We start from the raw sequence: 22,927 nt of genomic DNA on the forward strand, positions 1-22,927 counted from the left end.
TTTGACATCAAATCACTTCATTTCACATTATATCAGTTTCATCGTTCATTTTCTTTATTATTTTATAAAAATTTTAACTATTTTCACAAAGATTTTTTTACATAATATTGTGGATAACGCATCTTTCAGCTCAGCTAAAAAGCCTGTGAGACCATGGTCAAAAATCAACAATGTCATATAATAGAGCCTTCACAAACACTGAATATCCATATGTGTCTTTGTTGAAGACTCTACTCAAAAAACGTTAATCGACCTATTATAGAACGCATACTTTTCAAGAACATGAAACAATTGTCTTATACCCATTCCTCAATCACTGTCGCCATTTCATTGATCGATACTTCCTGCCACTCCACAGGGGGAAGTGCACGTTGAAATTCCACTCCATACTTTGCCGTCAGAACACGTCTATCAAGCACGACCAATACACCACGATCGCTGGACGTACGAATGAGTCGACCAAATCCTTGTCGAAACCTAAGCAACGCTTCAGGTAAAGAATAGCTAGAAAAAGCGTTCTTCCCTTTTTTAGCTAACAACTGACATCTCGCTTCCGTTATAGGTTCATCCGGCGGCGAAAACGGCAAGCGAACAATCATTAAGCAAGATAAGTCTTCACCTGGAATATCGACTCCTTCCCATAAGCTTGTCGTCCCAAATAAAACGGCTTTATCAAACGTTTGAAAGTTTCTAAGCAGCCTCATCTTACTTCCACCTGAAATCCCTTGAGCAAATAACGTATAATCATCCAATAAACCACATTCTTTAATCGTATAATAAGCAGCGCGTAACATTTCATGCGACGTAAACAGCACCATCGTTCGACCTTGTGCTGCTTGAACACCAGCAATAATGTAATTTGCTGATGCTTCCGCAAATTCTTCAATCGACAATGTTTGAATATCAGGTATATCACGCGGAACAAGTACTTTTACTTGTTCTTTATAATGAAACGGCGAAGGAAAGCTTGCGGTATAGATGTCTTTTCTCTCGATACCTAACTGTGTTTTAAAAAACTGAAACGATTGCTTAACAGAAAGGGTCGCCGATGTCATAATCACACTTTTTTGTTGACCAAAATATGCATTCCACAATTCTTCACTTCCTAGTACAGGCTGAGCAGATAAAACAACTCCATTTGGCATAGATGTATTTATACAATCCAGCCAGTAAATATAATCCTCTCTAGGCTGAATAAAAAATTCAAAAAGAATGTCTTTCGTTTCAATAAAATGCCCAAGAATCACTTCACAATCATTTACATAAAATAGCGCATTTTTTCCTAAAGATACTTCATGCTGTTTTAAAACATCCAATTTTTCTCCTAACAGACGTACAATGGACTGAAGCAAATCATATAATCGTTCCGCTAACAATGTTGCTCGCTGCCAATGAATGCGTTCTTCTATTTTGAAAGCAAGCCGCTTAGGAACGATTCCTTTTACTAACTTATTAGTCTGGTTCGCAATGATAACAAATAATTGCTCGAACTCATAGGCAAAATCAGTCAGTTTTCCATCTAAATTTTCTTTAGCTCTTTCTATTTCTAACCCATGATTAGCAATGATTCGTTCCAAACGATACAAAAGCTGTTTTTGCTCAGACGTGCCAAGACGGTTCAAAAACGTTTTGACAAATATATAATCAAGGCGACGTCCAAATTGTTTAGAAGCTGCTTGTTCTAAATGATGAGCTTCATCTAAGATGATATAGCCTTGTTTTGGTAAAATAGCATCGTCTGTCATTAAATCCGTCATTAAAAAAGCATGATTCGTAATAATCAAATCTGCTCTTGCCGCCGTCCGTTTTGCTTTCTCAAAAAAATCCATCTCGATCCATGGTTTTTTTAACCCAGGATAGACGAAATGATCACTTTGCAGTCGATTCCATACGAGCTGTCCGCCGCTCGATAAGTTTAATTCATCCCGATCACCTGTCTCAGTTTCTGTTAGCCAAACGATAATCTGCATCTTGGTTAACGCACTTTCATAATGATCATCTTTTTCCCGAAGAGCTCGCTCAAACTTTGCTAAACTTAAATAATTGCTTCGTCCTTTCAGAAGAACAGCTTGAAAGTCAAAAGGAAGAATTTCCTTTAACTTTGGTATTTCCTTTTGTAATAGTTGATCCTGAAGCTGTAATGTATAAGTAGAAATAACAACAGGCTGTTGCTTTTTTTTCGCAAAATAAACCGCCGGCAGTAAGTATCCTAACGATTTTCCAATTCCTGTACCAGCTTCAATAATAGCATCCTGCTCGCTTTCAAAAGAACCATAAATGACATCCATCATTTGCAACTGCCCGAATCGACTCTCAAACTCAGGAAATGCTGCTTTTAACATCTTTATTTTCATCTGTCGATCGGTTGGATACTCATTTTCTTGATAGTTATCTTCTAATCCTTGCTTGCCCTTTTTAAAAGCAAGTCCTCGATAGGTAACAAGATTTGGCTCATGCACTTCAGCCTTAGATAGCTTGACAGCCATGCAATCATTAATGAGCTCCGACACTTCACTTTGTAATGAAAAAGACAATCGATAAAGCTGCTTTAACGTCATCAAAGGCAAACTTAGCAGCTTTTCTTTAAATGATAACAGCAATAAAGCCGTTGCATACGCATCACTATCAGCTTGATGAGGCCGTAAATGCTCAATATGATCTTCCTTTGCTAACTGGTGAAGTTTGTAACCATCCGAAGTCGGTTTTAATATTTTTGCTAACTCAACTGTATCTAATGTAGACCCGTAAAATGGCTCATACCCGCATCGAGTCAACTCTTCTTGTAAAAACGATAAGTCAAACAGGACATTATGAGCAACAAAACAAGCGCCTTCCAATAAGCTCACAATGTGTTCTGCCACTTCTTCAAAAATAGGAGCATCCTTTACTGTCTCATTGCTAATTCCGGTTAACTCTTCAATAAACAAAGAAATCTCTTGTTCTGGATGAATATAGGTCGAAAATTCCTCAACAATTTGATCCTCTTCGATCACTACTGCCGCAAACTGGATAATTCGATCTCCCTTTTTCGAAGAATTCCCTGTTGTTTCTAAATCGACCACTACATATCGTTGTGTCATGTTTTGTACACCTCAAACTTACTTTCCTTGTTTCCCTCACTTTTTTATACCATAAAGAAGAACTAAAGTGAAACTTCTATATAATACTAGAAACTTCATAACTCTTTCAATCTTAATAATAAGAAAAACCGACTGAAAGCGTTTCATCGCTTTCAGTCGGTTCGTTTCTTACATAATTGTTGCTGCTGGTTCATGGGAAATTAGTTCAACAATTTCATTATGTTCATTCATAATCGCTACTTTTGGTTTATGATTAGGAAGGTTCTCTTCCGCTACCATAACATAGGAAATAATAATGACAACATCATCTGGCTGCACAAGTCTTGCTGCTGCACCATTTAAACAAATAACACCGCTTCCTCTTTCTCCGGCAATCACATACGTTTCTAAACGTGCTCCATTATTATTGTTGACGATCGCTACTTTTTCGTTAGCTAAAATACCAACCGCATCAAGAATATCCTCATCAATTGTAATGCTGCCTACATAATTTAAATTAGCCTCTGTTACACGAGCACGATGGATTTTGGCATTCATCATTGTACGAAACATGAAAACTCCCCCTATTTGCTAAGCCTTTATATTGTTAGTGTAAGATTATCAATAAGTCTAACATTTGCAAACTTCACAGCCAGTGCAATAATGATATGCCCCGAAAGTGTTTCCATTGGTTGCAATTCTGGATATCGGTATACTTCAACATAGTCAATAGTACCGCTCGTATACATGTTAATATGATTCTCTACAATCTGCGCAACTTGATTTGGGTCTCTCTCTCCGGCTTCAATTGCTTTTTTCGCTTGCAATAAACCTTGATACAGCTCTTTCGCCTCTTGGCGCTCTGTTTCATTTAAAAAAACATTGCGTGAACTTTTAGCTAAACCATCTTCCTCTCGAACAATATCAACCGGTACAAGTTCTACTGGAAAATTAAAGTCCTCAATCAGCCCGCTCACGACTGCCACCTGCTGAGCATCTTTCAGCCCAAAATACGCTTTATCTGGTCCAATGATATTAAAAAATTTCGTCAAAACCGTCGCAACACCATCAAAGTGTCCCGGACGTTTTGTCCCGCATAAGCAATCTGTACGACTTTCTACTCTTACAGTAACAGATGGCTTTGATCCGTACATTTCTTCTACTTGAGGGTAGAAGATATAATCCACGCCTGCATTTCTAGCAATATTCTCATCTCGTTCAATATCACGTGGGTATGTCTCAAAATCTTCATTAGGTCCAAACTGTAATGGATTTACAAAAATACTTAATACAACAATATCATTTTCCTTACGTGCACGCTCCATCAGGCTCACATGACCTTCGTGTAAAAACCCCATCGTTGGAACATATCCGATGCTTTTTTCATTTCGTTTCTCAGCCTGTAAAGCTTGCTTTAATTCTGCTATAGTAGTGATAATCTTCATTTGACTCCTCCGTATAAAGCCATCAGTTCCTCTTCTTTCATCGTAAAACTATGATGTTGTGTTGGAAATTCCCCCGTTTTCACTTCGCTTACATACTGTGAAATGGCTTGGTTCATTAATTCATTGGCATTTCCGTATACTTTTACAAATTTCGCAACACGATCAACCCCGTATGAAAGAATGTCATGGTACACAAGAACTTGTCCATCGGTATCTACTCCAGCACCAATCCCAATTGTTGGTATAGAAAGTGCTTCCGTCACAAGTGTACCTACTTGATGAGGAACACACTCAAACACAATGGCTAACGCTCCAGCCTCTTCACATTTCTTCGCATCTTCCAATAGCTGCTGAGCTGCTTCCAGACTCTTTCCTTGTACTTTATAACCGCCAAGAACTCCTACAGATTGCGGCGTTAGACCAAGATGCGCTACAACAGGAATACCAGCGTTTGTCATAGCAGCAATCTTTTCTACGACCTCACCTGCTCCTTCTACTTTAACCGCATCAGCTCCGCCTTCTTGCATAATTCGTGCAGCATTTTTTAACGTTTCATCAAGAGAAAGATGATAGCTCATAAACGGCATATCCGTTACAACAAATGTATGAGGAGCTCCACGTTTCACCGCTTTTGTATGATGAATCATATCATTGACCGTAACAGGAATTGTCGATTCATATCCTAACACAACCATTCCTAACGAATCTCCAACGAGAATCATATCGACTCCCGCTTGCTCCGCCTGCTTTGCTGATGGATAATCATAAGCTGTCAGCATCACAATCTTTTCTTTATTTTGCTTCATTTTCAAAAAATCTCCAGATAACTTCATAACGTTCCCCCTTATTTACATAGAGGAGATGAAAACATCAGTTGACTGCGCTGGTGTCTAGGTTCGTTATGCAAAAAGAGATTAACTAAATAAAAAACTGTACGGACCGATATTACGTCGATAACAGTTTATTAATCATTAGCTAATCTCTTTGTTAACATCAGAAGTTTCATCCCTCCGTCCCTGTCCAACTGGATCAAGGCAGATTTTCAAATTTTTTTGGGCAAATAAAGGTGCAGCTCTCTCGATACTGCCCACCTGCATTATAACAAGCTCCGTCAAAAATTTCTATTATAATTTTTCACATTTCGTCAAAAATCGTTCACTCTCAATGGATAATCTAGTGAATGAAACAATCAGGGGCTCCTTTCGACAAGAAGCCCCAAATAGCAACATTATATACGACAGTTCCTTCGTTAAATATGAATATCTGCGGAATAAATAGAATGAACCTTGCCATTTTGATCTTCTAGAAGTAATACACCAGCATCGGTGATCCCCAATGCCTTCCCAACAATCGTCTCATTCACAGTTGTTGCTTTAATTTCTTGACCAAGGCTAACAGCATAGCTTTCCCATAAACCTTTAATTGGTAAGAACCCTTCTGCTAGATAAAGCTCATACAACGCTTCTAAACGCATAAGCACTTCTTGAATGACTTTTGCGCGTGAAATATTTTGTCCGCCCGCTATCGCAAGAGACGTAGCAATATCTTGCAGTTCCTCAGGGAAATCCGTTTGTTTTTGGTTAATATTCATCCCGATTCCAATAATAACAGAATGAATCCGATCAGACTCTGCTTGTAATTCGGTTAAAATACCTGTTACTTTTTTACGATTAATTAAAATATCATTCGGCCATTTAATTTGCGGCTTCAACTCTGTTATATTTTCAATCGCTTGAACAACAGCAACAGCGGCAAGCAATGTTAGCTGAGGAGCTTGATGAAAAGGTATCGATGGCCGTAAAATTAAGCTCATCCATACTCCCGTATATTTCGGTGAATACCAAGGACGCATCAGTCTCCCTTTTCCACCTTTTTGCTCTTCAGCTACGACAAGCGTTCCTTCAGGGGCCCCCTCATTTGAAAGCTTATGAGCAATTTTTTGTGTTGTCTCTACGCTTTCCTCATAATGAACTTTTTTCCCAAGTATTTTCGTTTGTAGCCCCAGTTGAATCTCATTGGCTGTCACTTTTTCAGGTGTTGTAATGATTCGGTAGCCTTTATTTCGGACCGCTTCGACAACATAGCCTTCTGTTCGCAAATCTTCAATATGCTTCCAAACAGCGGTTCTTGAACATCCGATATAGTCTGCAATCTGTTGACCTGAAATAAATGTTCCATTGGCAGTTGAAAAGGCTTCTATCAGCTTCGTTCTTACATCAGATTGCACTGTACTAGCCACTCCTTTATTTTCTGTTTATCGTTTTCTACTTCTCTTTTTAATACCGCTGTTACAATCATTTGTAAATATTCTTTTACCCATGGACCAGGGTTCACGTTACGCCAAGCTAATAAATCAGTACCGCCAACCGCAAGCTCCGACATGTCTTTAATAACTAAATCAGCGTATTTTTTCCGTACCAAAGCCTCTGCATCAGACACGCTGTCTCCATGAACGACCGCTCTAACTTTAGCCGCCTGAACTCCTTCACTTAATCCTATTTCAAATAAATCATATACATGTTCTACAAAGGATGAAGGTTTATTCGCAAAGAAAACGACTCTTTGAATGGCTTTAATTTGCTTTACTGGCAGTCTCCAATCACGTAGAAATGACGAAACGTCTTCTACATGGCCTTGAATCAGTAACAGCGCCCAAATTTCACTAACACTAAGTGTATCAATTGGCAGTGCTGTCAGTTGTTTAAGTGTGGCTTTTTGATTATGTAAACGTGGTATATATTTATATAACTCACTTTGTACGAAGAGTTGTAAGCCTTGAACACGATACGGTCCAGCCAAAAGCTTTTCAAATTCAGCGTGGATACGCTCGATAGCAATATGCTTTAGCAGTGCCCCATTTTCTTGAAGGGAACGCAATGTTTCTAAATCCAATGTAAAGCCAAGTTGACTTACAAATCGAATGGCTCGCATCATCCGTAAAGCATCTTCATAAAACCGTTCATAGGAATCGCCAACGGTGACAATTCGTTTATCCATAATTGCTTTTTGACCGCCAAATGGATCGATAATATTACCCTTTTTATCCATAGCCATGCTATTCATTGTAAAATCACGACGCATTAAATCTTTCGTTAATGATCGGACAAATTTCACTTCATCTGGTCTTCGAAAATCACTATAGCCACTTTCTGTTCGAAAAGTAGTAATTTCATATGAACCGTGTTTTTCGATAACAAGAACTGTTCCATGTTCAATACCGACATCTACAGTGCGTGGAAAGATTGCTTTAATCTCTCCTGGCGTTGCTGATGTAGCAATATCGACATCATGAATCGCCCGGCCAATAATATGATCACGAACTGAACCGCCAACGAAATAGGCCTCATATCCTGCTTGTTCGATTCTTTCAATAATCGGCACAGCCTGTATAAATAATGAATCCATCAATGTGAGCCCCCCTTATCGAACGAGAAGTTGTCGATAAATTGCTTCATATTGAGCGGTAATGAAAGCTGACCCGAATGTTTCATGAACTCGTCTAAAAGACGCATTCGAGAAGTGTTGATGAAGATGATCATCACGCAGTAGTTTAACCGCATGAGCTGCGGCCGTTTCTACATCTCCTACTTCACATAAAAAACCCGTTTCACCATCAACAATAACTTCCGGAATTCCACCAATATTTGTACCAATGCCAGGAACACCGCAAGCCATTGCTTCCAATAATACTAGACCAAAGCTTTCTTTTTCTGATAATAGAAGAATTAAATCACTTATCGAATAAAGTTCAGCTAAATTATCCTGTTTTCCTAGAAATAACACTCGCTCCTCTATCCCAAGGTCTCGAACGAGCTTTAAAACGACGGTCACTTCTGGTCCATCCCCAACGAGTAAAAGCTTAGCAGGTACTTGCTCAGCAGTTAATTGAAAAGTGCGTACTACATCGGTTACCCTTTTCACCGTCCGAAAATTTGAAACATGGATAATCACTTTTTCATGCTCTTCAATCCCATATTCCGTACGTAAATAACTAGAATCCATCTTATGATAATCGCGCTCATCAATAAAGTTATAAACCGTTCTAATTTCCTTATCAGGATCAATTAATTCCTTCGTTTGTTCAACAAGAGAAGAAGAAACAGCGGTAACGACATCAGATTGTTCGATGCCATATTTAATTAAGTTGGTAAGCGAAGGATCCTCTCCAAGGACAGTAATATCAGTACCATGAAGGGTCGTCACAATCTTCACATTATTTTTGACCATCTGTTTTGCTAAAATCGCACAAACCGCATGTGGAATCGCATAATGCACATGTAGAATGTCGAGATTCTCCCGTTGTATTACTTCGGCCATTTTACTAGCAAGCGCTAAATCATAAGGAGGATACTGAAACACGGAGTAAGAATTCACTTCTACCTGATGATAATATACATTGTGATACATTTTATTTAGACGAAATGGAAGACTTGTCGAGATAAAATGAATTTCATGTCCTTTTTCAGCAAGCAGTTTACCAAGCTCAGTAGCAATAACCCCTGACCCACCTACAGTTGGGTAACACGTAATCCCAATTTTCAACTTCATATTATTCTCCTAATAAATCGACATTAATCAGCAACGGCTTTTTCGACATAAAGCCTTCTGCATATGTTACTCCCACTTCTTTTCCAAACATCCGCTCACGTGCTTCTACTGTTTCGATATAGCCATTTACAAGCGGCGTATCTACCGTTGCATCACTTTTAACAAATTGACTTTCATATGCCTTAAGACTATCTATTTTTGTTTGCATAAATGCTGAAATATCCATAACAAAATCCGGCTTATGAAAACCATTAATCATATAAAAATAGACATTTTGTACACGGTGCGCACCCAACCCGACATTCTCCATATATTTACGAACACCTGCAGAAAAGACAGCTTCTTCTACTAAACGACTTGCATTCCCATGATCAGGATGTCGGTCCACTGTATATGGCGCAAATACGAGAGTCGGCTTATACGTACGAATCACGGTAATAATTTCTTGGATATATTCTTCTTTCATATACAATCCACGATCAGGTAAATTCAGTGACATTCGTTCAACACCTAAAATCTTAGCGGCCTGATTTGCCTCTTCGATTCTTCGTTCTACTGTTCCATTAGAAGACATTTCTGCTTTTGTTAAATCACAAATCATAATTTTCTTTCCCATTTGTGCATATTTGGCAAGCGTACCACCCATGCCGATTTCAACATCATCAGCATGAGCGCCAAAAGCTAATATATCTATTGTTTCATTCATATAGTTCACCTTAATTATCTCTTAGTTTACGCCAATCCATAAAGCCACCTTTTAAGCCTCTTACAAGCACTTCTGCTGTTCCCATATTCGTCGCAAGCGGAACTTGATAAACATCCGCAAGGCGAATAAGAGCTGTTACATCTGGTTCATGCGGCTGTGGCGTAAGTGGATCGCGGAAAAATAAAACCATATCCATTTCATCTTTTGCAATCATCGCACCAATCTCCTGATCACCACCGAGGGGACCCGAATGAAAGCGATGAACAGGTAGTGAAACTTCTTCAATAATTCTTTTTCCTGTTGTCCCTGTTGCAAATAACTCATGCTGTGCAAAAATATCTTTATAGGCTGTTACGAATCCAATCATATCTTCTTTCTTCTTATCATGGGCAATTAAAGCGATTTTCATAAATTCCCGCTCCTCTGTATATTACTCGATAATATTTTCTAAACCATAGACAAGCACATCCAGATTCATAATTGTCTCAACAGAAAGCTTTACACCTGACATAAATGAACCGCGGTTAAAAGAATCATGGCGAACCGTTAATAATTCACCAGCGCTTCCAAACAACACCTGTTGATGTGCAACAAGACCAGGCAAGCGAACGCTATGGATACGCATCCCTTCCACATCTGCACCACGTGCTCCTGGAATCGTTTCTTTTTCACTTGGATGTCCTTGAACTTTTGCTTCACGAACAGAAGAGATTAAATCCGCTGTTTTAGCTGCTGTTCCTGATGGAGCATCCAATTTTTGATCATGATGCATTTCAATAATTTCTACATCTTTAAAATACTTAGCGGCCATTTGTGAAAATTTCATCATAAGAATAGCACCGATTGCAAAGTTAGGAGCAATGATACAGCCTAACCCTTTTTCCTTCGTTAAGGCATCCAGCTTAGCTAAATCCTCTTTTGTAAAACCAGTCGTTCCAACGACGGGACGAATGCCATATTGCAAGGCTGTTTCTGTATGATACATCCCTACTTCTGGTGTTGTTAAATCAACTAGTACATCTGCTTCTACTTTTGAAAAACATTCTTTTATATCAGAAAAAATCGGCGCATCAATTCCTTGAAAGCCTTCTACATCAGAAAGATTTCCCCCATCATGTTTGCGGTCAATAACTGCCACAAGATCAAAATGTTCCGTATTATGTACTAATTTCACTGCTTCAAAGCCCATTCTCCCGCGTGGACCTGCTACGATTACTTTAATATTTGCCATGTTGTTTCTACCCCTTCTAGTCTTCTAATTTTGTCCATCTGTCTTTGTCACGTGTTGCAAATTTATGCATGACTTGATCATGTGACTTTTGTAAGTCTATGCCTAGTGAATTGGCAAAACAAATTATCACAAATAGCATGTCCGCTAATTCATTATCAATCGTATTAGCCTCTTCTGTCGCTTTCTTTGGCTTTTCTCCATAATAATGATTAACTTCTCTTGCTAATTCACCAAGTTCTTCCGATAAACGAGCTAGCATCGCTAACGGACTAAAATATCCTTCCTTAAATTGACTAATATATTGGTCAACTTCAGCTTGCATCTCTTGCATTGTTTTTTGCTTGTCCATCTTTGTCACCCATTCTGCCAACAATTTGTACAATGAGCTATGTTAAATCGCTTTGTTAATTAACAATAGCTGCAATTTAAAATCTACTCTCATTATGTTAGCTAAAACTGACGCTAATGACAACATTTTCAGCATGTATCATCACAAGAAACTTCATAGAAAACAAGTCATTTGATTAAAATGACTGTATTGAACGTATATTAAGCGTTGGAGGTACTTAATATGAACCATAGCTTACGAATCAAGAATATTGTATTTATCCTGTTAGGAGCCGCCATTTTTGCATTTGGCTTAGTTCACTTTAATATGCAAAATAATTTAGCGGAAGGTGGATTCACCGGTCTCACTCTGATTATATATCAATTAACTGGATTCAACCCTTCTTATTCAAACTTGCTTTTAAATATTCCTCTTTTCATTATTGGGTGGAAGTATTTAGGTAGAACTTCTTTTTATTATACCATTCTTGGTACGGTGGGCTTATCTTTCTGGTTGTGGATTTTCGAGCGCTATCAAATTCCGATGGCTCTTGGAAATGATTTAATGCTTGTCGCACTATTTGCCGGGATATCTATCGGGGTTGGACTCGGCATTATTTTTCGTTACGGAGGAACAACAGGAGGAGTGGATACTATTGCCCGTTTTGCAAACCGCTATTTCGGGATTGGCATTGGACGAGCTATGTTTATATTTGATGCGATGGTCATTGGGTTATCCATTCTGACTTATTTAAGTTATCGAGAAGCGATGTATACACTTGTTGCCGTTTTTATTGCGGCGCGCGTCATTGATTTTATTCAAGAAGGAGCCTACTCCGCACGTGGAGCCATCATTATCTCAGAAAAAAACGCGGAAATTTCCAAAAAAATAATGAAAGAGATGGATCGAGGAGTAACCGTCTTAAACGGATATGGTTCGTTCACAAAACAAGAGCGAGAAGTTCTCTATTGCGTAGTCAGCAAAAATGAGCTGTTTCGCTTGAAAAACGTTATTACTTCTATTGATCCACACGCCTTTGTTTCTGTTAGTGAAGTACATGATGTACTAGGAGAAGGATTCACATTAGATGAAAATAAAAACCCGCTTCACTCATAAAAAACGCGAAAGCGGCAAGCTAGAAGGTGGAGGCGTTCTTTGACTTCACCTTTCAGACAGGCCGAGCGTAGAGAAGCTAGGCTCTTATACTAGACATTAAGACTTACGAAATGCTTTTGTACATACAAAAAAAGGATTCCAAATTAGGAATCCCTTCTTTAATTAATCTTCGCCTCTCATACCTGTGTACACTAAAATTAAGCGAACTAACTCTAGTACAGCTACCAATGCAGCTGCTACATAGGTCATAGCGGCAGCATTTAAAACTTTTTTCGTTTCACGCTCTTCATCATTGCGAATAACTCCTAAAGCGACGACTTGATCCATTGCTCGTGAAGAAGCGTTAAATTCTACTGGAAGCGTCACAATTTGAAACAATACAGCTGCTGCCATAAAGATAATACCAGCAAGCAACAAGCCTGACATACTTGCAAGCACCCCAATTAAAATCAAAATCCATGATATATTTGAACCGAAATTCGCAACCGGTACTAATGCATGGCGAATACGAAGAAATGCATAGCCTTCTTGATCTTGGATTGCATGTCCAACCTCATGAGCAGCAACCGCCACACCAGCCACAGAATGTCCATGATAGTTATCTGTTGACAAACGAACCGTTTTATCACGTGGATCATAGTGATCAGATAACACGCCTGGTGTTTCCTCTACACGTACATGATAAAGACCGTTTTGATCGAGAATTGCCCGTGCTGTTTCAGCCCCTGTCATTCCGGAAGATGCGGCAACTTGTGAATATTTCTTATACGTACTTTTAACCTTCATTTGCGCATAAATTGGAATTAAAATAATAATCGCCAAATAAACGAAAAACATAGCTTCCTCCTCATAATGTAGTTACTTTCATTGTATGAAACGAAGGATTTCATGTCAAATATAGTGTTCCTATATACCTAGTATTCATCATCCTGTTTCTTTCGTGTTTTAATTTCATTTTTACCAGCAGCATATTTTTTCCACCCAACGTAAGAAAGTGTACTAATAATAATGCTTCCTGTCGTTATAATAACCCACCACAGAGATGGATCTGCTTCATCCTCTTCCATATTTTCAAAAATTGATTCTAAATCATAGCGAAGTGCGTCTAATTCACGCTGAGCCTGTTGATCAGTCACCAAGTCTGTGCGCGTTTGATTAAGAAAATGAATGCGTGTATCCAATTGCTCAATCGTTTCCGATGATAGATCCACCTTCAAGCTCGGATAAATCATATCGTATTGAGCAAATAATGTAGACAGTTCTTCTTCAACCTTATCAGCATTTTGTTGAAGAGCTGCTTCTTTTGTTTGACTAAATGTATCCATCATCGAAGATTCCATGTTCGTCCACAGTGGTTGGTGAGTCGATTTAACAGCATCAATGACTAAACGAAACTTAGTTACGGCGTTAACCTTCTCACTATCAGTAATCTCCTCGTCCTGAACCGCGCCTAACGCCTCGTTATGAGCCACTGTTATAATGCGTAATTCATCCATATCAAAAATCGATTCTTCTGCTGTTAACTGTAAAAATACATCTGAAAAATGCGTTAACATGGCTTCTGAATCTTCATATCGCTTTAGTTTTGTCATTTCAAGCGCCTTATCAGACAGAGCATCTAATTGCTCTAAACTTGAAGAGGTTTGTCCAAAAGCAGGATGTTGGATCACAATTAATAATGCGATGATGCATAATAAGATTTTTTTAAGCATACTCCTTGTCCCTCCTCATATCTCTACTACACGATATGAATAAAAAAACAAGAGTAGACCAAATTTTTATATTAGACCTATAACAAATACAGACGTCCTATGCTGGGATCTAACAGATCCTAAATTCTAAGGGCCAAGCGATCTTTACGATAGCCAAAATACCAGCCAACAAAAATAGAAAATAAACTAAGCCAAAATGTAAAATAGCCAATAGCATCCATATACTGCATTAAATCCCCATAACGCGGCATCATTTTAAACACATAATCAATCATCTCATTATGAATCGTCCAAATAGCGGCGACAATGAGATGCCAAAGCTTGATGCGATAAAAAGGAGCATATAACACACCTTGAACTGCCATCCCTAAATGAGAGGCAATTAACATATAGCCTTCCCACGGCAACCATCCTGTTGTTATAAGCGTTAATATATTCATCACAACAGCCCATATTCCATACTTAAACAATGTTATAATCGCTAAAGCCTCCATAAGGCCCCAATTTGTTTTAAGTACAAAAGCAAACAAGACAAAGACAAAAAATAAACTAGCTGTTGGGCTGTCTGGTACAAAGGCCAAAAAGATATCAGGAGTTTCTTCTAATTGACTTCCATACCATATATACCCATAGATTGTTCCAAAAATATTAACTAGTAATAGCAGCAGAAGGGTTTGCTTGCTAGCTAGTATACTATACATCCAATTCATATAAGTTCCCTCTTTCAACGTCTCATATTCTCATCTTACCCTTTCTTCCCCTATAAATCCAAGTTTTTCATTCTCCCTGCTTCTTTTCAATACAAAATAAAAAACTGATAACAGAAGTCATCAGTTTTTCCACCTTATTTTGCCGTCAAACTCGAAACAAACTCAGCTAATTTCTCTAATTCTTCATCGCTTCCTTTAAACATTCCAGCTGGCATCCCACCTCGACCTTTAACCGCAATATTTGCGATTTCTTCAGGGGTTAAACCAGTATCTACTAAACTCGGTGCAGCTGCCCCGCCCGTTAATTCAGCTCCATGACAGCTAATACAGCCATTGGCATCAAGTAATTGATATCCTTCACTTTCTTTATCAAACTCCGCTCCTTCTATAATAGCTCCTTGCTTTTTAGACGCTTCCCAGTCATGGTGAGCCGCTGACTGCCAAGTTAAATACACAATTCCCGATAGTGCCAGTAGCATAAACCCTACCGCAAATGGACGTTTAGCTGGTCTTCGCTCTGGACCACGATCGATAAATGGTGCAAGTAATAACGCCCCGAAGGCTAAACCAGGAATGACAAGCGCTCCAATAATATTGTAAGGGCCTGACGCATACGTGTATTTCAATAATTGATAAAGAAATAAAAAGTACCAGTCAGGTAATGGAATATATGCCGTGTCCGTCGGGTCCGCAATTCTCTCTAACGGAGATGGATGTGCGACTGTTAAACATAAATAACCGACAAGAAAAACCGCTCCTACCATCCATTCTTTTAAAAGGAAATTTGGCCAAAATGCCTCTGTTTTTCCTGGATATTCGGAATAGTCTTTCGGAATATTCGGTTTACGACCCGTTGCAGGAATTCGAGAATCTCCAACGAATTTCATCCCTTTCCCACGGTGCATAAATAATCCCCCTCCTTCATGAAAAGGTTTTTATAATTCTGATTAATATGACTTTTAAAACGGTTTCATTTACACTTTACAGTGGGCCAGAAATCCCTTGTTTACGAATCATCAAAAAGTGGGCAGCTAGTAAAGCAAAAAGAGCGGCCGGTAAGAAGAACACATGAATGGCAAAGAAGCGAGTTAATGTTTGTGCCCCAACAATCGTCGCATCTCCAGCTATTAACGTTTTCATAGCTGGGCCAATCAATGGCACAGAATCTACAATTGTTAATGTTACTTTTGTCGCAAATAATGCTTTCATATCCCATGGCAATAAATAACCTGTTAAACCTAAAGCTAACATAATGAAAAAGATTAAAACGCCTACTATCCAATTTAATTCACGCGGTTTTTTATAAGCTCCTTGGAAAAACACACGAAGAGTATGTAGGAACATCATAACAATGACTAAACTCGCTCCCCAGTGGTGCATTCCACGGACAATTTGTCCAAAAGCCACTTCATTTTGTAAATAATAAACCGATTCCCATGCATTTTTAATGTCAGGCACATAGTACATAGTTAAAAACATACCTGAAAGAATTTGAATAACGGTAATAAAAAATGTCAATCCCCCAAAACAATAAACAAACGCTGAAAAATGATGGGCAGGATTCACATGCTCTGGAACCTCATGGTCAGCTATATCCCGCCATAGCGGCGTAATATCTAAACGTTCGTCAACCCAATCATAAATTTTTGTTAACAATGTTTACGCCTCCCCATGTGGTTTTCGTTGACCTAAATAAAGAATTCCATCTTTCTCTTTTGTTGTAAAAACATCAAGTGGACTAATCGGTGGTGTGCCTTTCACATTCATCCCGTCTTTTGTATACCGCCCATAATGACAAGGACAGAAAAATTGTTCTGGATGTTCTTTGTCACCGCCCCAGTCTACTGTACATCCTAAATGTTTACAGATAGGCGATAAGGCTACAATCTTGCCATCCTTGGTTTTATACACCCAAGCTGTGTTTGTTACCTCTGATTCATACCAGCCATCAACTTGGGTAAAACTGAAGTCCACTCGTGTTGGTTCGGTACTAAGATCTTTAATTTTTTGTTTTGTGGCAACAAAGTCTGATTCACTGCCTCCCGCAAGAACGGGATCAACCGCAAATCGAACCATTGGCATTAACATACCAGCTGCCATAAAACCACCTACACCAGTTAGTGTGTAATTAAGGAATTGACGACGCGAAACATTACGCTTGCTCATGCATTTTCCCCCCTTATTACTAAATCGAGTCAAATAGACCCATTCATAGTAACACTATAAAACTAGGACAATTCCATGATATATCAATAATTTACCAAGGTCAATATTTGGAAATTCCAAAAGATACCAAATATTTTATAAAAAGCATAGAAAACGCTTATTAATCCTTTTTTTTCCATTCATTCATAAATAAAGAAATAATTTGTTCTACTTGTTGTTTCATTACCTCTCTAGCCTGTTCCATTGGCAAGGATTCTAAGTTAATAGCTGGAATCCAAACGAGCGAACTAGACAGATAACTCTCTTCCTTTTTCCAGTTAATATCAGATGTTAAGAAAAAAATGTGGTTAAATTCGGCTTGCTGTAATTTTCTTTCCCAAATTTGTAATCCTTCGACTTTTTTTTCGTCATCCATTACATAATGAAACGTCGGAATTAATAAAATACGACCTTTAAATTTTTTTTCAATTTCCATACTTAAAATGGATAGAAATTCGCTCATAGATGATAATTGTTTCATTCGATCATCCAAGGAAATTGGAATAAGCGGCACTAACGCCGTATCCACATATTCTTTAGCTGTTATATATAATTCGACATCTGTTGTATTCCATTTCATACCGATTCAACACTCCTAATTTTTGTATAATCAACTCCTTTTTATTATATCACCTTTCGTTTAAATGGAATATTTTTACTATAAATATCCTTATTATTTACAAAAAACCAGTTTTTATTATTAAACCCCAATAATATTCCACAATGTTATTGACATAAAACGATACAATAAAAAAACCTTTCCGATAAACGGAAAGGCGTTCATTATCATTTTAAGTCAACTTTTAAAGAATGAAGTTTTTTCGTTAAACTCTTAAACGCTTCTTCATCATGCTGATCAAGTGCTTCATCAATCTTTTTAAGGAGGCGCTCCCTTTGGAAAGAGACAATACTGTTTTCTAAAAATTGTTCAACTAGCTGTTGATCTTTTTCATTAGCAATTTTAGATTTAGGCATATAAGGATTTTCTTCTAACACTGCCGCATATTGATGAGAAGAGTAGGCAGACTTAAAATTAAGTTGAATAAAAATTTCTTCATCACGGTTTAATCGAATATCATGAAAAGATTTTTCAGCATCTGTAGTCATAATATTAGCTTTATAAAATCTAAATGGTACTTCATCGACACAATGAGTCGACATAATCAATCCACGCGGACAGTATTGAGCACTTTCAACAAAATGCACTTTCTTCATCAATTGATCATGGCTCATCAAATAATTTAAAATCCACACACATTCCCTACGCTTCAATTGATAATGATTTAAAAACCAGCGAATAAAGTCCTTCTTCTCGTTCACAGAAACAGGGGCAGCCATCATGAATTCCCTCCTCTGTCTTGATATTTTTTTCATTTAGGCTTCGTATTTTCTCCTTAGTCCTCATGAAGTCTCTCTAAGATCTGTACATATTCATCATTAGCAGGATTACTTTGAAGTAATATAGTAAATACTTCTCTGGCTGTAGTACGGTCTCCTTCTTCTACTAAAAAGAAACCATAATCCTCTAAGAAATCTTCATTGTGCTTAAATGCATTATATGCTTTATGATAACTATTTAATGCCTTTTCATATTGTTCTAATTTTTGATAACTGACGGCTTCAATCCAATCAAATTGAGGGTCATCTTCGCCGTATTTCCGCACTTCTTCCACACATTCAAGTGCATCTTCATACTTTTCTTGGTGCATATACAATTTTAATAAAGTAAGAGTCGCTTCTAAATAACCCGGGTCAAGCGCTAACGCTTCTTTGAAGAATTCTTCCGCTTCTTCGTCCAATCCTTTTTTCAAAGCAAGCTTGCCGCCAAAGAAATACAACTCTTTATTATACTCGTCTGCTCGAATTCCTTCTTTTACTGTCTTTAGTGCTTCGTCAACATTTTCAAGATGCTCATAAGCACGAGCTAAATATAAATACATCGAGTGATATTCACGATCTAGCTCCTTCAATTCGACAAATTTCTGGATGGCTGTTTGATACATTCCCGCTTGATACGCAGTCAGTGCATACTCAAATAACGTATTAATTTCTAAATGATTTTCGAGTGCCTTCTCAAAGTATGGAAGTGCCTCTTCGAACTTTCCTGCCCCACTCAATGCCTCAGCAAGACGTTGATTTAAATTCACTCCACCAATTTCTTCTTCATGTTCTAATACCTTTATGTATGCTGAAATGGCTTCTTGATTTCTTCCTTGCTGATAATATAACTCTCCTAGGGCAAAATCAATAATACTCTCACTAGGCAATAAGTCTTTCGCTTGAAGCAGCTTTCTTTCACTTACTTCATCCATTCCCTGCAACTGATACAAATCGGCTTCCAAAAGAAGAGCGCTTGGATACATCTCATCATTGGGGCTTATTTGTTCAAGCATTAGCATTGCCTCATCTTCTTGATCACTGTCAATTAAAATCTCAGCAATCGAAATAAGCAATTCTCCTTCTCCTGGATATAATTGAAGCAAATGTTCATACAATCTCTTCGCTTCATCCAAGAACCCTAATTGAGAAATTTCTTCAGCTAATGATAATATATTCTCCGCTGATTCCATTGTTGTTATTCGATTTATATGTGAAGTTGCTTCCGTTAATTCCCCTTTTTTTAAAAGTTGTAACACTTTATCTACTGAACTCATACATATTTCCTTCCTTTATCGCTCATTAATCAAACCGTCCTTAGTTTATCACATACATATCGTTTATTTCCATTCTCGGCTGCTGATCGGATTACAAGTACACACAACTTTTTACTTTAGATCATCTCGTGTGAAACCGCACTTTCCTACGCTGTTCAGCATCACTTACTTAAAAAAAGGATTAAAATAACATTCTCCACCTAATACTCATTCTCCTTTTTCTATCAAAAGTGATTTTTTTACAATTTCCCCAGATAGATAAAGAAAACCCACCGTAAACATATCCTTTACAGTGGGTGTTAAAAATTAAGATTCTATCACTTATTATATATAACCTTGTTGAATTTTGACTTATTTTAACTGAGATTGCTGCACTATATAGTACATGCACTTACACTATCATGTAAAATCCCGGAAATACCCGATACATTTTTTTACATTTTTCTATTTGAACCATATTTTCAGCTTATTCTCGATTGAATGCACATACTTTTTGTGCTTGTTGTTATATCGTATATAGAAACAGAGACATAAAAACCCCTCCTCATTGATTTCAGCAAATCAATAAGGAAGGGCATCTACAGCTATCGTACATGAAGGACGCGGCTCAAATCATACACCATCTTTAAATCAACTGTCCTAAATGCTCGAAAAACTCTGGATAGGATACATTAATTGCAGCAGGGTCATGCAATTCAATTTTCCCTTTAGCAATTAAACCAGCAACAGCAAGCATCATGCCGATTCGATGGTCACCATGACTCGTTACCTCTCCACCGTGAAGCGGTGTGCCGCCTTGAATAATTAAACCATCATCCGTCGGTTTCACATCCGCCCCTAATATCGATAGCTCATGAGCAACCGTGTCAATACGATTCGTTTCTTTCACTTTCAATTCAGCCGCATCTTGTATAACGGTCGTACCTTCAGCTTGCGTTGCTAAAAGAGCGATAATAGGAATTTCATCAATTAAACGCGGAATTAACTCCCCACTTACCGTTGTACCTTTAAGCTTCGAACTGCGAACGGTGATTGTACCGATTGGTTCACCTTTTGATGGAAGCTCTTCAACCGTAATATCCGCCCCCATCTTTTGCATAACTTCAATAATTCCTACTCGTGTTGGATTAAGTCCAACATTTTTCAACACTACTTCACTATTTGGTGTAATAGCGGCAGCGACCATGAAGAAAGCAGCAGATGAAATATCTCCCGGCACATAAATTTCAGTACCTGTGAGCACTTGATTGCCTTGCACTTTAATCTCTTGACCTTCTTTTATCACTTGTCCGCCAAACTGAAGAATCATTCGCTCTGTATGGTCCCGCGTTTCTTCCGGCTCAATAACGACCGTTTCTCCTTCAGCCTGCAAGCCTGCTAACAAAATAGCAGATTTAACTTGAGCACTAGCAACTGGAAGCTTATAGCGAATTGGTTTTAAACTTCCTCCACGAATGTGAAGCGGAGTGAATTCCCCATTATTTCTACCATCAATAGCAGCGCCCATTTCTCGAAGCGGTTCAACAACTCGCTTCATTGTTCGCTTAGCAATTGAATGATCACCTGCTAATGCAGCGGAGAAGTTTTGTCCAGCTAAAATCCCCATCATCAATCGTATTGTAGTTCCAGAATTACCAACGTCGAGAACTTCACTTGGTTCCGTTAATCCCTTAAACCCTTTTCCAATCACACGAACCTGCTTGCCCGTCTGTTCAATCGTAATCCCCATCTTTTGAAAACAGGCGATTGTGCTTAAGCAGTCTGCACCAGGAAGAAAGTTTGTAACAATTGTTTCTCCATTAGCAAGGGCTCCAAACATAATGGAACGATGCGAGACAGATTTGTCACCTGGAACGGCAATTTCTCCACGTAATGATTGTATGTCTGTTTGCAATATTTTTGTATTCACGCAATCACCCTTTACTTTTTAAAAATTACGCCAAAATCGTTTCATAAGTCGTATAGTTTCCGATAGCTTCTGCTGCTTTTAAGCGATCCTCTTCATTTTGGAAGCTAATAACGAGGACTCCATAAATTTCTTCTCGAGTCTCGATAATGCGAATATTCGTAATGCTAATCCCTTTTTGTGCCAGCAAGCCAGTAATTTCAGCGAGACTCCCTGGTGTATCTGGAATATCGACATATAAATCATAATAGGCAGGAATGGCCCCTTTTGCATGAACTGGCATATCATCGCGAAATACCTTTGCCTCAGCAAAAAAGCGATAAATTTCTCCACTATCTCGATTTGCGACAAGCTCTTTAATATGTGCCATTTCCATGATCCAATCGTCCATTAAATCCAAAAGAACATCGCGATTATGTAAAAGAATATCACGCCACATTTCTGGACTGCTTGAAGCAATCCTTGTGATATCGCGAAAACCCCCGGCTGCTAATCGCGCAACAAGCTCATTTTCTTCGCTATATGTTTGTGCTTGTTTAACAAGTCCCGCGGCAATAATGTGAGGAAAATGACTAATGACACCTGTTAACCAATCATGCGTATGAGGACTAACAACTAAAAAGTTGGCTCTTGTCCCTTTTAACCATTCTTTCAATTGATTGATTTCCTTTGTATGGTAGTTATCTGAAGGTGTTAATAAATAAAAAGCATTTTCAAATAAATGGGGTTTAGCTGCCCCAGCCCCACTTTTATGTGACCCTGCCATCGGATGACCGCCAATAAAAGTAATGCCTCGATTCATTAAATGCTTTGCTGCTTCCACTACGGTACTTTTTGTACTGCCCGCATCTGTTACAATTACATCATCTTTCAGCTTCATATCCGCTAATTGTATAACAATTTTTTCTGTTTGATCAACCGGAACAGCAAGTAATATTAAGTCCGCCTCAAGAACACCTTCTGCAATAGAATCAACAGAATCATCTACAATGCCTAGTAATTTAGCGAGCTGAATATTATTTTCATTCACATCGTAACCAACAATATGAACACTTTCATGAGCTTGGCGAATAGCCATTGCTAACGACCCGCCGATTAGGCCAAGACCAATTATAAAAACCTTACCATTCACGTTGTTTCCCTCCGCTTTTTATACTGGCCGTTCAAATGCCCTTTGTTTAGAAATCCTGAACATTCGACGCTAGTATAAATATCATAACGACTAGTGGCTCATCTACTTGAGAACCACTTCGTCGCTTTTTCTATATATTTGGCTATATTGTAAAACATGATTAAGTTCGATTAAC

The 22,927-nt window shown here is 38.2% G+C and carries 23 protein-coding genes; 1 reads left to right on the plus strand and 22 read right to left on the minus strand.

Annotated features, from left to right (window positions below):
- Positions 1–296 precede the first annotated feature (296 nt).
- From dinG to D1953_RS01250, 11 genes are all read right to left on the minus strand, one after another.
- Entirely contained in the window at positions 297–3,080 is a 2,784-nt protein-coding gene (gene dinG, locus D1953_RS01200) for an ATP-dependent DNA helicase DinG (RefSeq protein WP_119115321.1), read from the minus strand.
- Positions 3,081–3,248: 168 nt separating this feature from the next.
- Positions 3,249–3,632, minus strand: coding sequence for an aspartate 1-decarboxylase (gene panD / locus D1953_RS01205; RefSeq protein ID WP_119115322.1), 384 nt, complete (start codon positions 3,630–3,632; stop codon positions 3,249–3,251).
- Between the two features lie 26 nt (positions 3,633–3,658).
- Entirely contained in the window at positions 3,659–4,504 is an 846-nt protein-coding gene (gene panC / locus D1953_RS01210; RefSeq protein WP_119115323.1) for a pantoate--beta-alanine ligase, read from the minus strand.
- Positions 4,501–5,337 carry a 3-methyl-2-oxobutanoate hydroxymethyltransferase gene (gene panB / locus D1953_RS01215; RefSeq protein ID WP_119115324.1) on the minus strand — a complete coding sequence of 279 codons (837 nt, stop codon included), beginning with the start codon at positions 5,335–5,337 and terminating at the stop codon, positions 4,501–4,503. The genes panC and panB overlap by 4 nt, the downstream gene beginning before the upstream one ends.
- Positions 5,338–5,753: 416 nt before the next feature.
- The gene (locus D1953_RS01220) at positions 5,754–6,731 is read right to left on the minus strand and encodes a biotin--[acetyl-CoA-carboxylase] ligase (RefSeq protein WP_119115325.1); all 978 of its coding nucleotides are present in this window, start codon (positions 6,729–6,731) and stop codon (positions 5,754–5,756) included.
- The gene (locus D1953_RS01225) at positions 6,716–7,909 is read right to left on the minus strand and encodes a CCA tRNA nucleotidyltransferase (RefSeq protein ID WP_119115326.1); all 1,194 of its coding nucleotides are present in this window, start codon (positions 7,907–7,909) and stop codon (positions 6,716–6,718) included. The genes D1953_RS01220 and D1953_RS01225 overlap by 16 nt, the downstream gene beginning before the upstream one ends.
- A 15-nt stretch (positions 7,910–7,924) precedes the next feature.
- Positions 7,925–9,052, minus strand: a complete 1,128-nt coding sequence (bshA, locus tag D1953_RS01230; protein WP_119115327.1) for an N-acetyl-alpha-D-glucosaminyl L-malate synthase BshA — start codon at positions 9,050–9,052, stop codon at positions 7,925–7,927.
- A gap of 1 nt (position 9,053) precedes the next feature.
- Positions 9,054–9,758 (minus strand): bacillithiol biosynthesis deacetylase BshB1, encoded by a 705-nt coding sequence (gene bshB1, locus D1953_RS01235; RefSeq protein ID WP_119115625.1) that lies wholly within the window; start codon positions 9,756–9,758, stop codon positions 9,054–9,056.
- Between the two features lie 10 nt (positions 9,759–9,768).
- Positions 9,769–10,167 carry a methylglyoxal synthase gene (locus D1953_RS01240; protein ID WP_119115328.1) on the minus strand — a complete coding sequence of 133 codons (399 nt, stop codon included), beginning with the start codon at positions 10,165–10,167 and terminating at the stop codon, positions 9,769–9,771.
- A 21-nt stretch (positions 10,168–10,188) separates the two neighbouring features.
- Complete coding sequence (gene dapB / locus D1953_RS01245; protein ID WP_119115329.1) at positions 10,189–10,989, minus strand: 4-hydroxy-tetrahydrodipicolinate reductase; 801 nt, start codon at positions 10,987–10,989, stop codon at positions 10,189–10,191.
- Between the two features lie 16 nt (positions 10,990–11,005).
- The gene (locus D1953_RS01250; RefSeq protein ID WP_119115330.1) at positions 11,006–11,338 is read right to left on the minus strand and encodes a nucleotide pyrophosphohydrolase; all 333 of its coding nucleotides are present in this window, start codon (positions 11,336–11,338) and stop codon (positions 11,006–11,008) included.
- 222 nt (positions 11,339–11,560) lie between these two features.
- On the opposite strand from D1953_RS01250, the gene D1953_RS01255 reads away from it, so the two are divergent.
- On the plus strand, positions 11,561–12,433 hold the full coding sequence (locus D1953_RS01255) for a YitT family protein (protein ID WP_119115331.1): 873 nt from the start codon (positions 11,561–11,563) through the stop codon (positions 12,431–12,433).
- A gap of 162 nt (positions 12,434–12,595) precedes the next feature.
- Here the strand turns inward: D1953_RS01255 and D1953_RS01260 are convergent, their stop codons facing one another.
- The 11 genes from D1953_RS01260 to D1953_RS01310 form a co-directional block, all read right to left on the minus strand.
- Positions 12,596–13,270: a zinc metallopeptidase gene (locus D1953_RS01260; protein WP_119115332.1), complete on the minus strand. Its 675-nt coding sequence runs from the start codon at positions 13,268–13,270 to the stop codon at positions 12,596–12,598.
- 77 nt (positions 13,271–13,347) lie between these two features.
- The gene (gene ypjB / locus D1953_RS01265) at positions 13,348–14,145 is read right to left on the minus strand and encodes a sporulation protein YpjB (RefSeq protein WP_119115333.1); all 798 of its coding nucleotides are present in this window, start codon (positions 14,143–14,145) and stop codon (positions 13,348–13,350) included.
- A gap of 119 nt (positions 14,146–14,264) precedes the next feature.
- On the minus strand, positions 14,265–14,855 hold the full coding sequence (gene lhaT, locus D1953_RS01270) for a lipoprotein heptaprenylglyceryl N-acetyltransferase LhaT (RefSeq protein WP_119115334.1): 591 nt from the start codon (positions 14,853–14,855) through the stop codon (positions 14,265–14,267).
- A 134-nt stretch (positions 14,856–14,989) separates the two neighbouring features.
- Positions 14,990–15,760: a menaquinol-cytochrome c reductase cytochrome b/c subunit gene (locus tag D1953_RS01275; protein ID WP_119115335.1), complete on the minus strand. Its 771-nt coding sequence runs from the start codon at positions 15,758–15,760 to the stop codon at positions 14,990–14,992.
- A gap of 76 nt (positions 15,761–15,836) precedes the next feature.
- Positions 15,837–16,511, minus strand: coding sequence for a menaquinol-cytochrome c reductase cytochrome b subunit (qcrB, locus tag D1953_RS01280; RefSeq protein ID WP_119115336.1), 675 nt, complete (start codon positions 16,509–16,511; stop codon positions 15,837–15,839).
- A 3-nt stretch (positions 16,512–16,514) separates the two neighbouring features.
- Entirely contained in the window at positions 16,515–17,021 is a 507-nt protein-coding gene (locus D1953_RS01285) for a Rieske (2Fe-2S) protein (protein ID WP_119115337.1), read from the minus strand.
- A gap of 160 nt (positions 17,022–17,181) precedes the next feature.
- A complete protein-coding gene (locus D1953_RS01290) occupies positions 17,182–17,640 on the minus strand; it encodes a YpiF family protein (protein WP_119115338.1) in 459 nt (152 codons plus the stop codon).
- Positions 17,641–17,846: 206 nt separating this feature from the next.
- A complete protein-coding gene (locus D1953_RS01295) occupies positions 17,847–18,398 on the minus strand; it encodes a ReoY family proteolytic degradation factor (protein WP_119115626.1) in 552 nt (183 codons plus the stop codon).
- Between the two features lie 56 nt (positions 18,399–18,454).
- Complete coding sequence (locus D1953_RS01300; protein ID WP_119115339.1) at positions 18,455–19,714, minus strand: tetratricopeptide repeat protein; 1,260 nt, start codon at positions 19,712–19,714, stop codon at positions 18,455–18,457.
- A 625-nt stretch (positions 19,715–20,339) separates the two neighbouring features.
- Positions 20,340–21,611 carry a 3-phosphoshikimate 1-carboxyvinyltransferase gene (gene aroA, locus D1953_RS01305; RefSeq protein WP_425454241.1) on the minus strand — a complete coding sequence of 424 codons (1,272 nt, stop codon included), beginning with the start codon at positions 21,609–21,611 and terminating at the stop codon, positions 20,340–20,342.
- 37 nt (positions 21,612–21,648) lie between these two features.
- Entirely contained in the window at positions 21,649–22,752 is a 1,104-nt protein-coding gene (locus D1953_RS01310) for a prephenate dehydrogenase (protein ID WP_119115341.1), read from the minus strand.
- Positions 22,753–22,927 lie beyond the last annotated feature (175 nt).

Origin of the sequence: Peribacillus asahii, from assembly GCF_003570725.1 — a bacterium.
GTDB classification, from domain to species: Bacteria; Bacillota; Bacilli; order Bacillales; family DSM-1321; genus Peribacillus; species Peribacillus asahii.

Bases quoted from the DNA above. Each gene is read 5' to 3' on its own strand.
- dinG (WP_119115321.1), bottom strand. From the start codon at position 3,080: ATGACACAACGATATGTAGTGGTCGATTTAGAAACAACAGGGAATTCT.
- panD (WP_119115322.1), bottom strand. From the start codon at position 3,632: ATGTTTCGTACAATGATGAATGCCAAAATCCATCGTGCTCGTGTAACA.
- panC (WP_119115323.1), bottom strand. From the start codon at position 4,504: ATGAAGATTATCACTACTATAGCAGAATTAAAGCAAGCTTTACAGGCT.
- panB (WP_119115324.1), bottom strand. From the start codon at position 5,337: ATGAAGTTATCTGGAGATTTTTTGAAAATGAAGCAAAATAAAGAAAAG.
- D1953_RS01225 (WP_119115326.1), bottom strand. From the start codon at position 7,909: ATGGATTCATTATTTATACAGGCTGTGCCGATTATTGAAAGAATCGAA.
- bshA (WP_119115327.1), bottom strand. From the start codon at position 9,052: ATGAAGTTGAAAATTGGGATTACGTGTTACCCAACTGTAGGTGGGTCA.
- bshB1 (WP_119115625.1), bottom strand. From the start codon at position 9,758: ATGAATGAAACAATAGATATATTAGCTTTTGGCGCTCATGCTGATGAT.
- D1953_RS01240 (WP_119115328.1), bottom strand. From the start codon at position 10,167: ATGAAAATCGCTTTAATTGCCCATGATAAGAAGAAAGAAGATATGATT.
- dapB (WP_119115329.1), bottom strand. From the start codon at position 10,989: ATGGCAAATATTAAAGTAATCGTAGCAGGTCCACGCGGGAGAATGGGC.
- D1953_RS01250 (WP_119115330.1), bottom strand. From the start codon at position 11,338: ATGGACAAGCAAAAAACAATGCAAGAGATGCAAGCTGAAGTTGACCAA.
- D1953_RS01255 (WP_119115331.1), top strand. From the start codon at position 11,561: ATGAACCATAGCTTACGAATCAAGAATATTGTATTTATCCTGTTAGGA.
- D1953_RS01260 (WP_119115332.1), bottom strand. From the start codon at position 13,270: ATGTTTTTCGTTTATTTGGCGATTATTATTTTAATTCCAATTTATGCG.
- ypjB (WP_119115333.1), bottom strand. From the start codon at position 14,145: ATGCTTAAAAAAATCTTATTATGCATCATCGCATTATTAATTGTGATC.
- lhaT (WP_119115334.1), bottom strand. From the start codon at position 14,855: ATGAATTGGATGTATAGTATACTAGCTAGCAAGCAAACCCTTCTGCTG.
- D1953_RS01275 (WP_119115335.1), bottom strand. From the start codon at position 15,760: ATGCACCGTGGGAAAGGGATGAAATTCGTTGGAGATTCTCGAATTCCT.
- D1953_RS01285 (WP_119115337.1), bottom strand. From the start codon at position 17,021: ATGAGCAAGCGTAATGTTTCGCGTCGTCAATTCCTTAATTACACACTA.
- D1953_RS01290 (WP_119115338.1), bottom strand. From the start codon at position 17,640: ATGAAATGGAATACAACAGATGTCGAATTATATATAACAGCTAAAGAA.
- D1953_RS01295 (WP_119115626.1), bottom strand. From the start codon at position 18,398: ATGGCTGCCCCTGTTTCTGTGAACGAGAAGAAGGACTTTATTCGCTGG.
- D1953_RS01300 (WP_119115339.1), bottom strand. From the start codon at position 19,714: ATGAGTTCAGTAGATAAAGTGTTACAACTTTTAAAAAAAGGGGAATTA.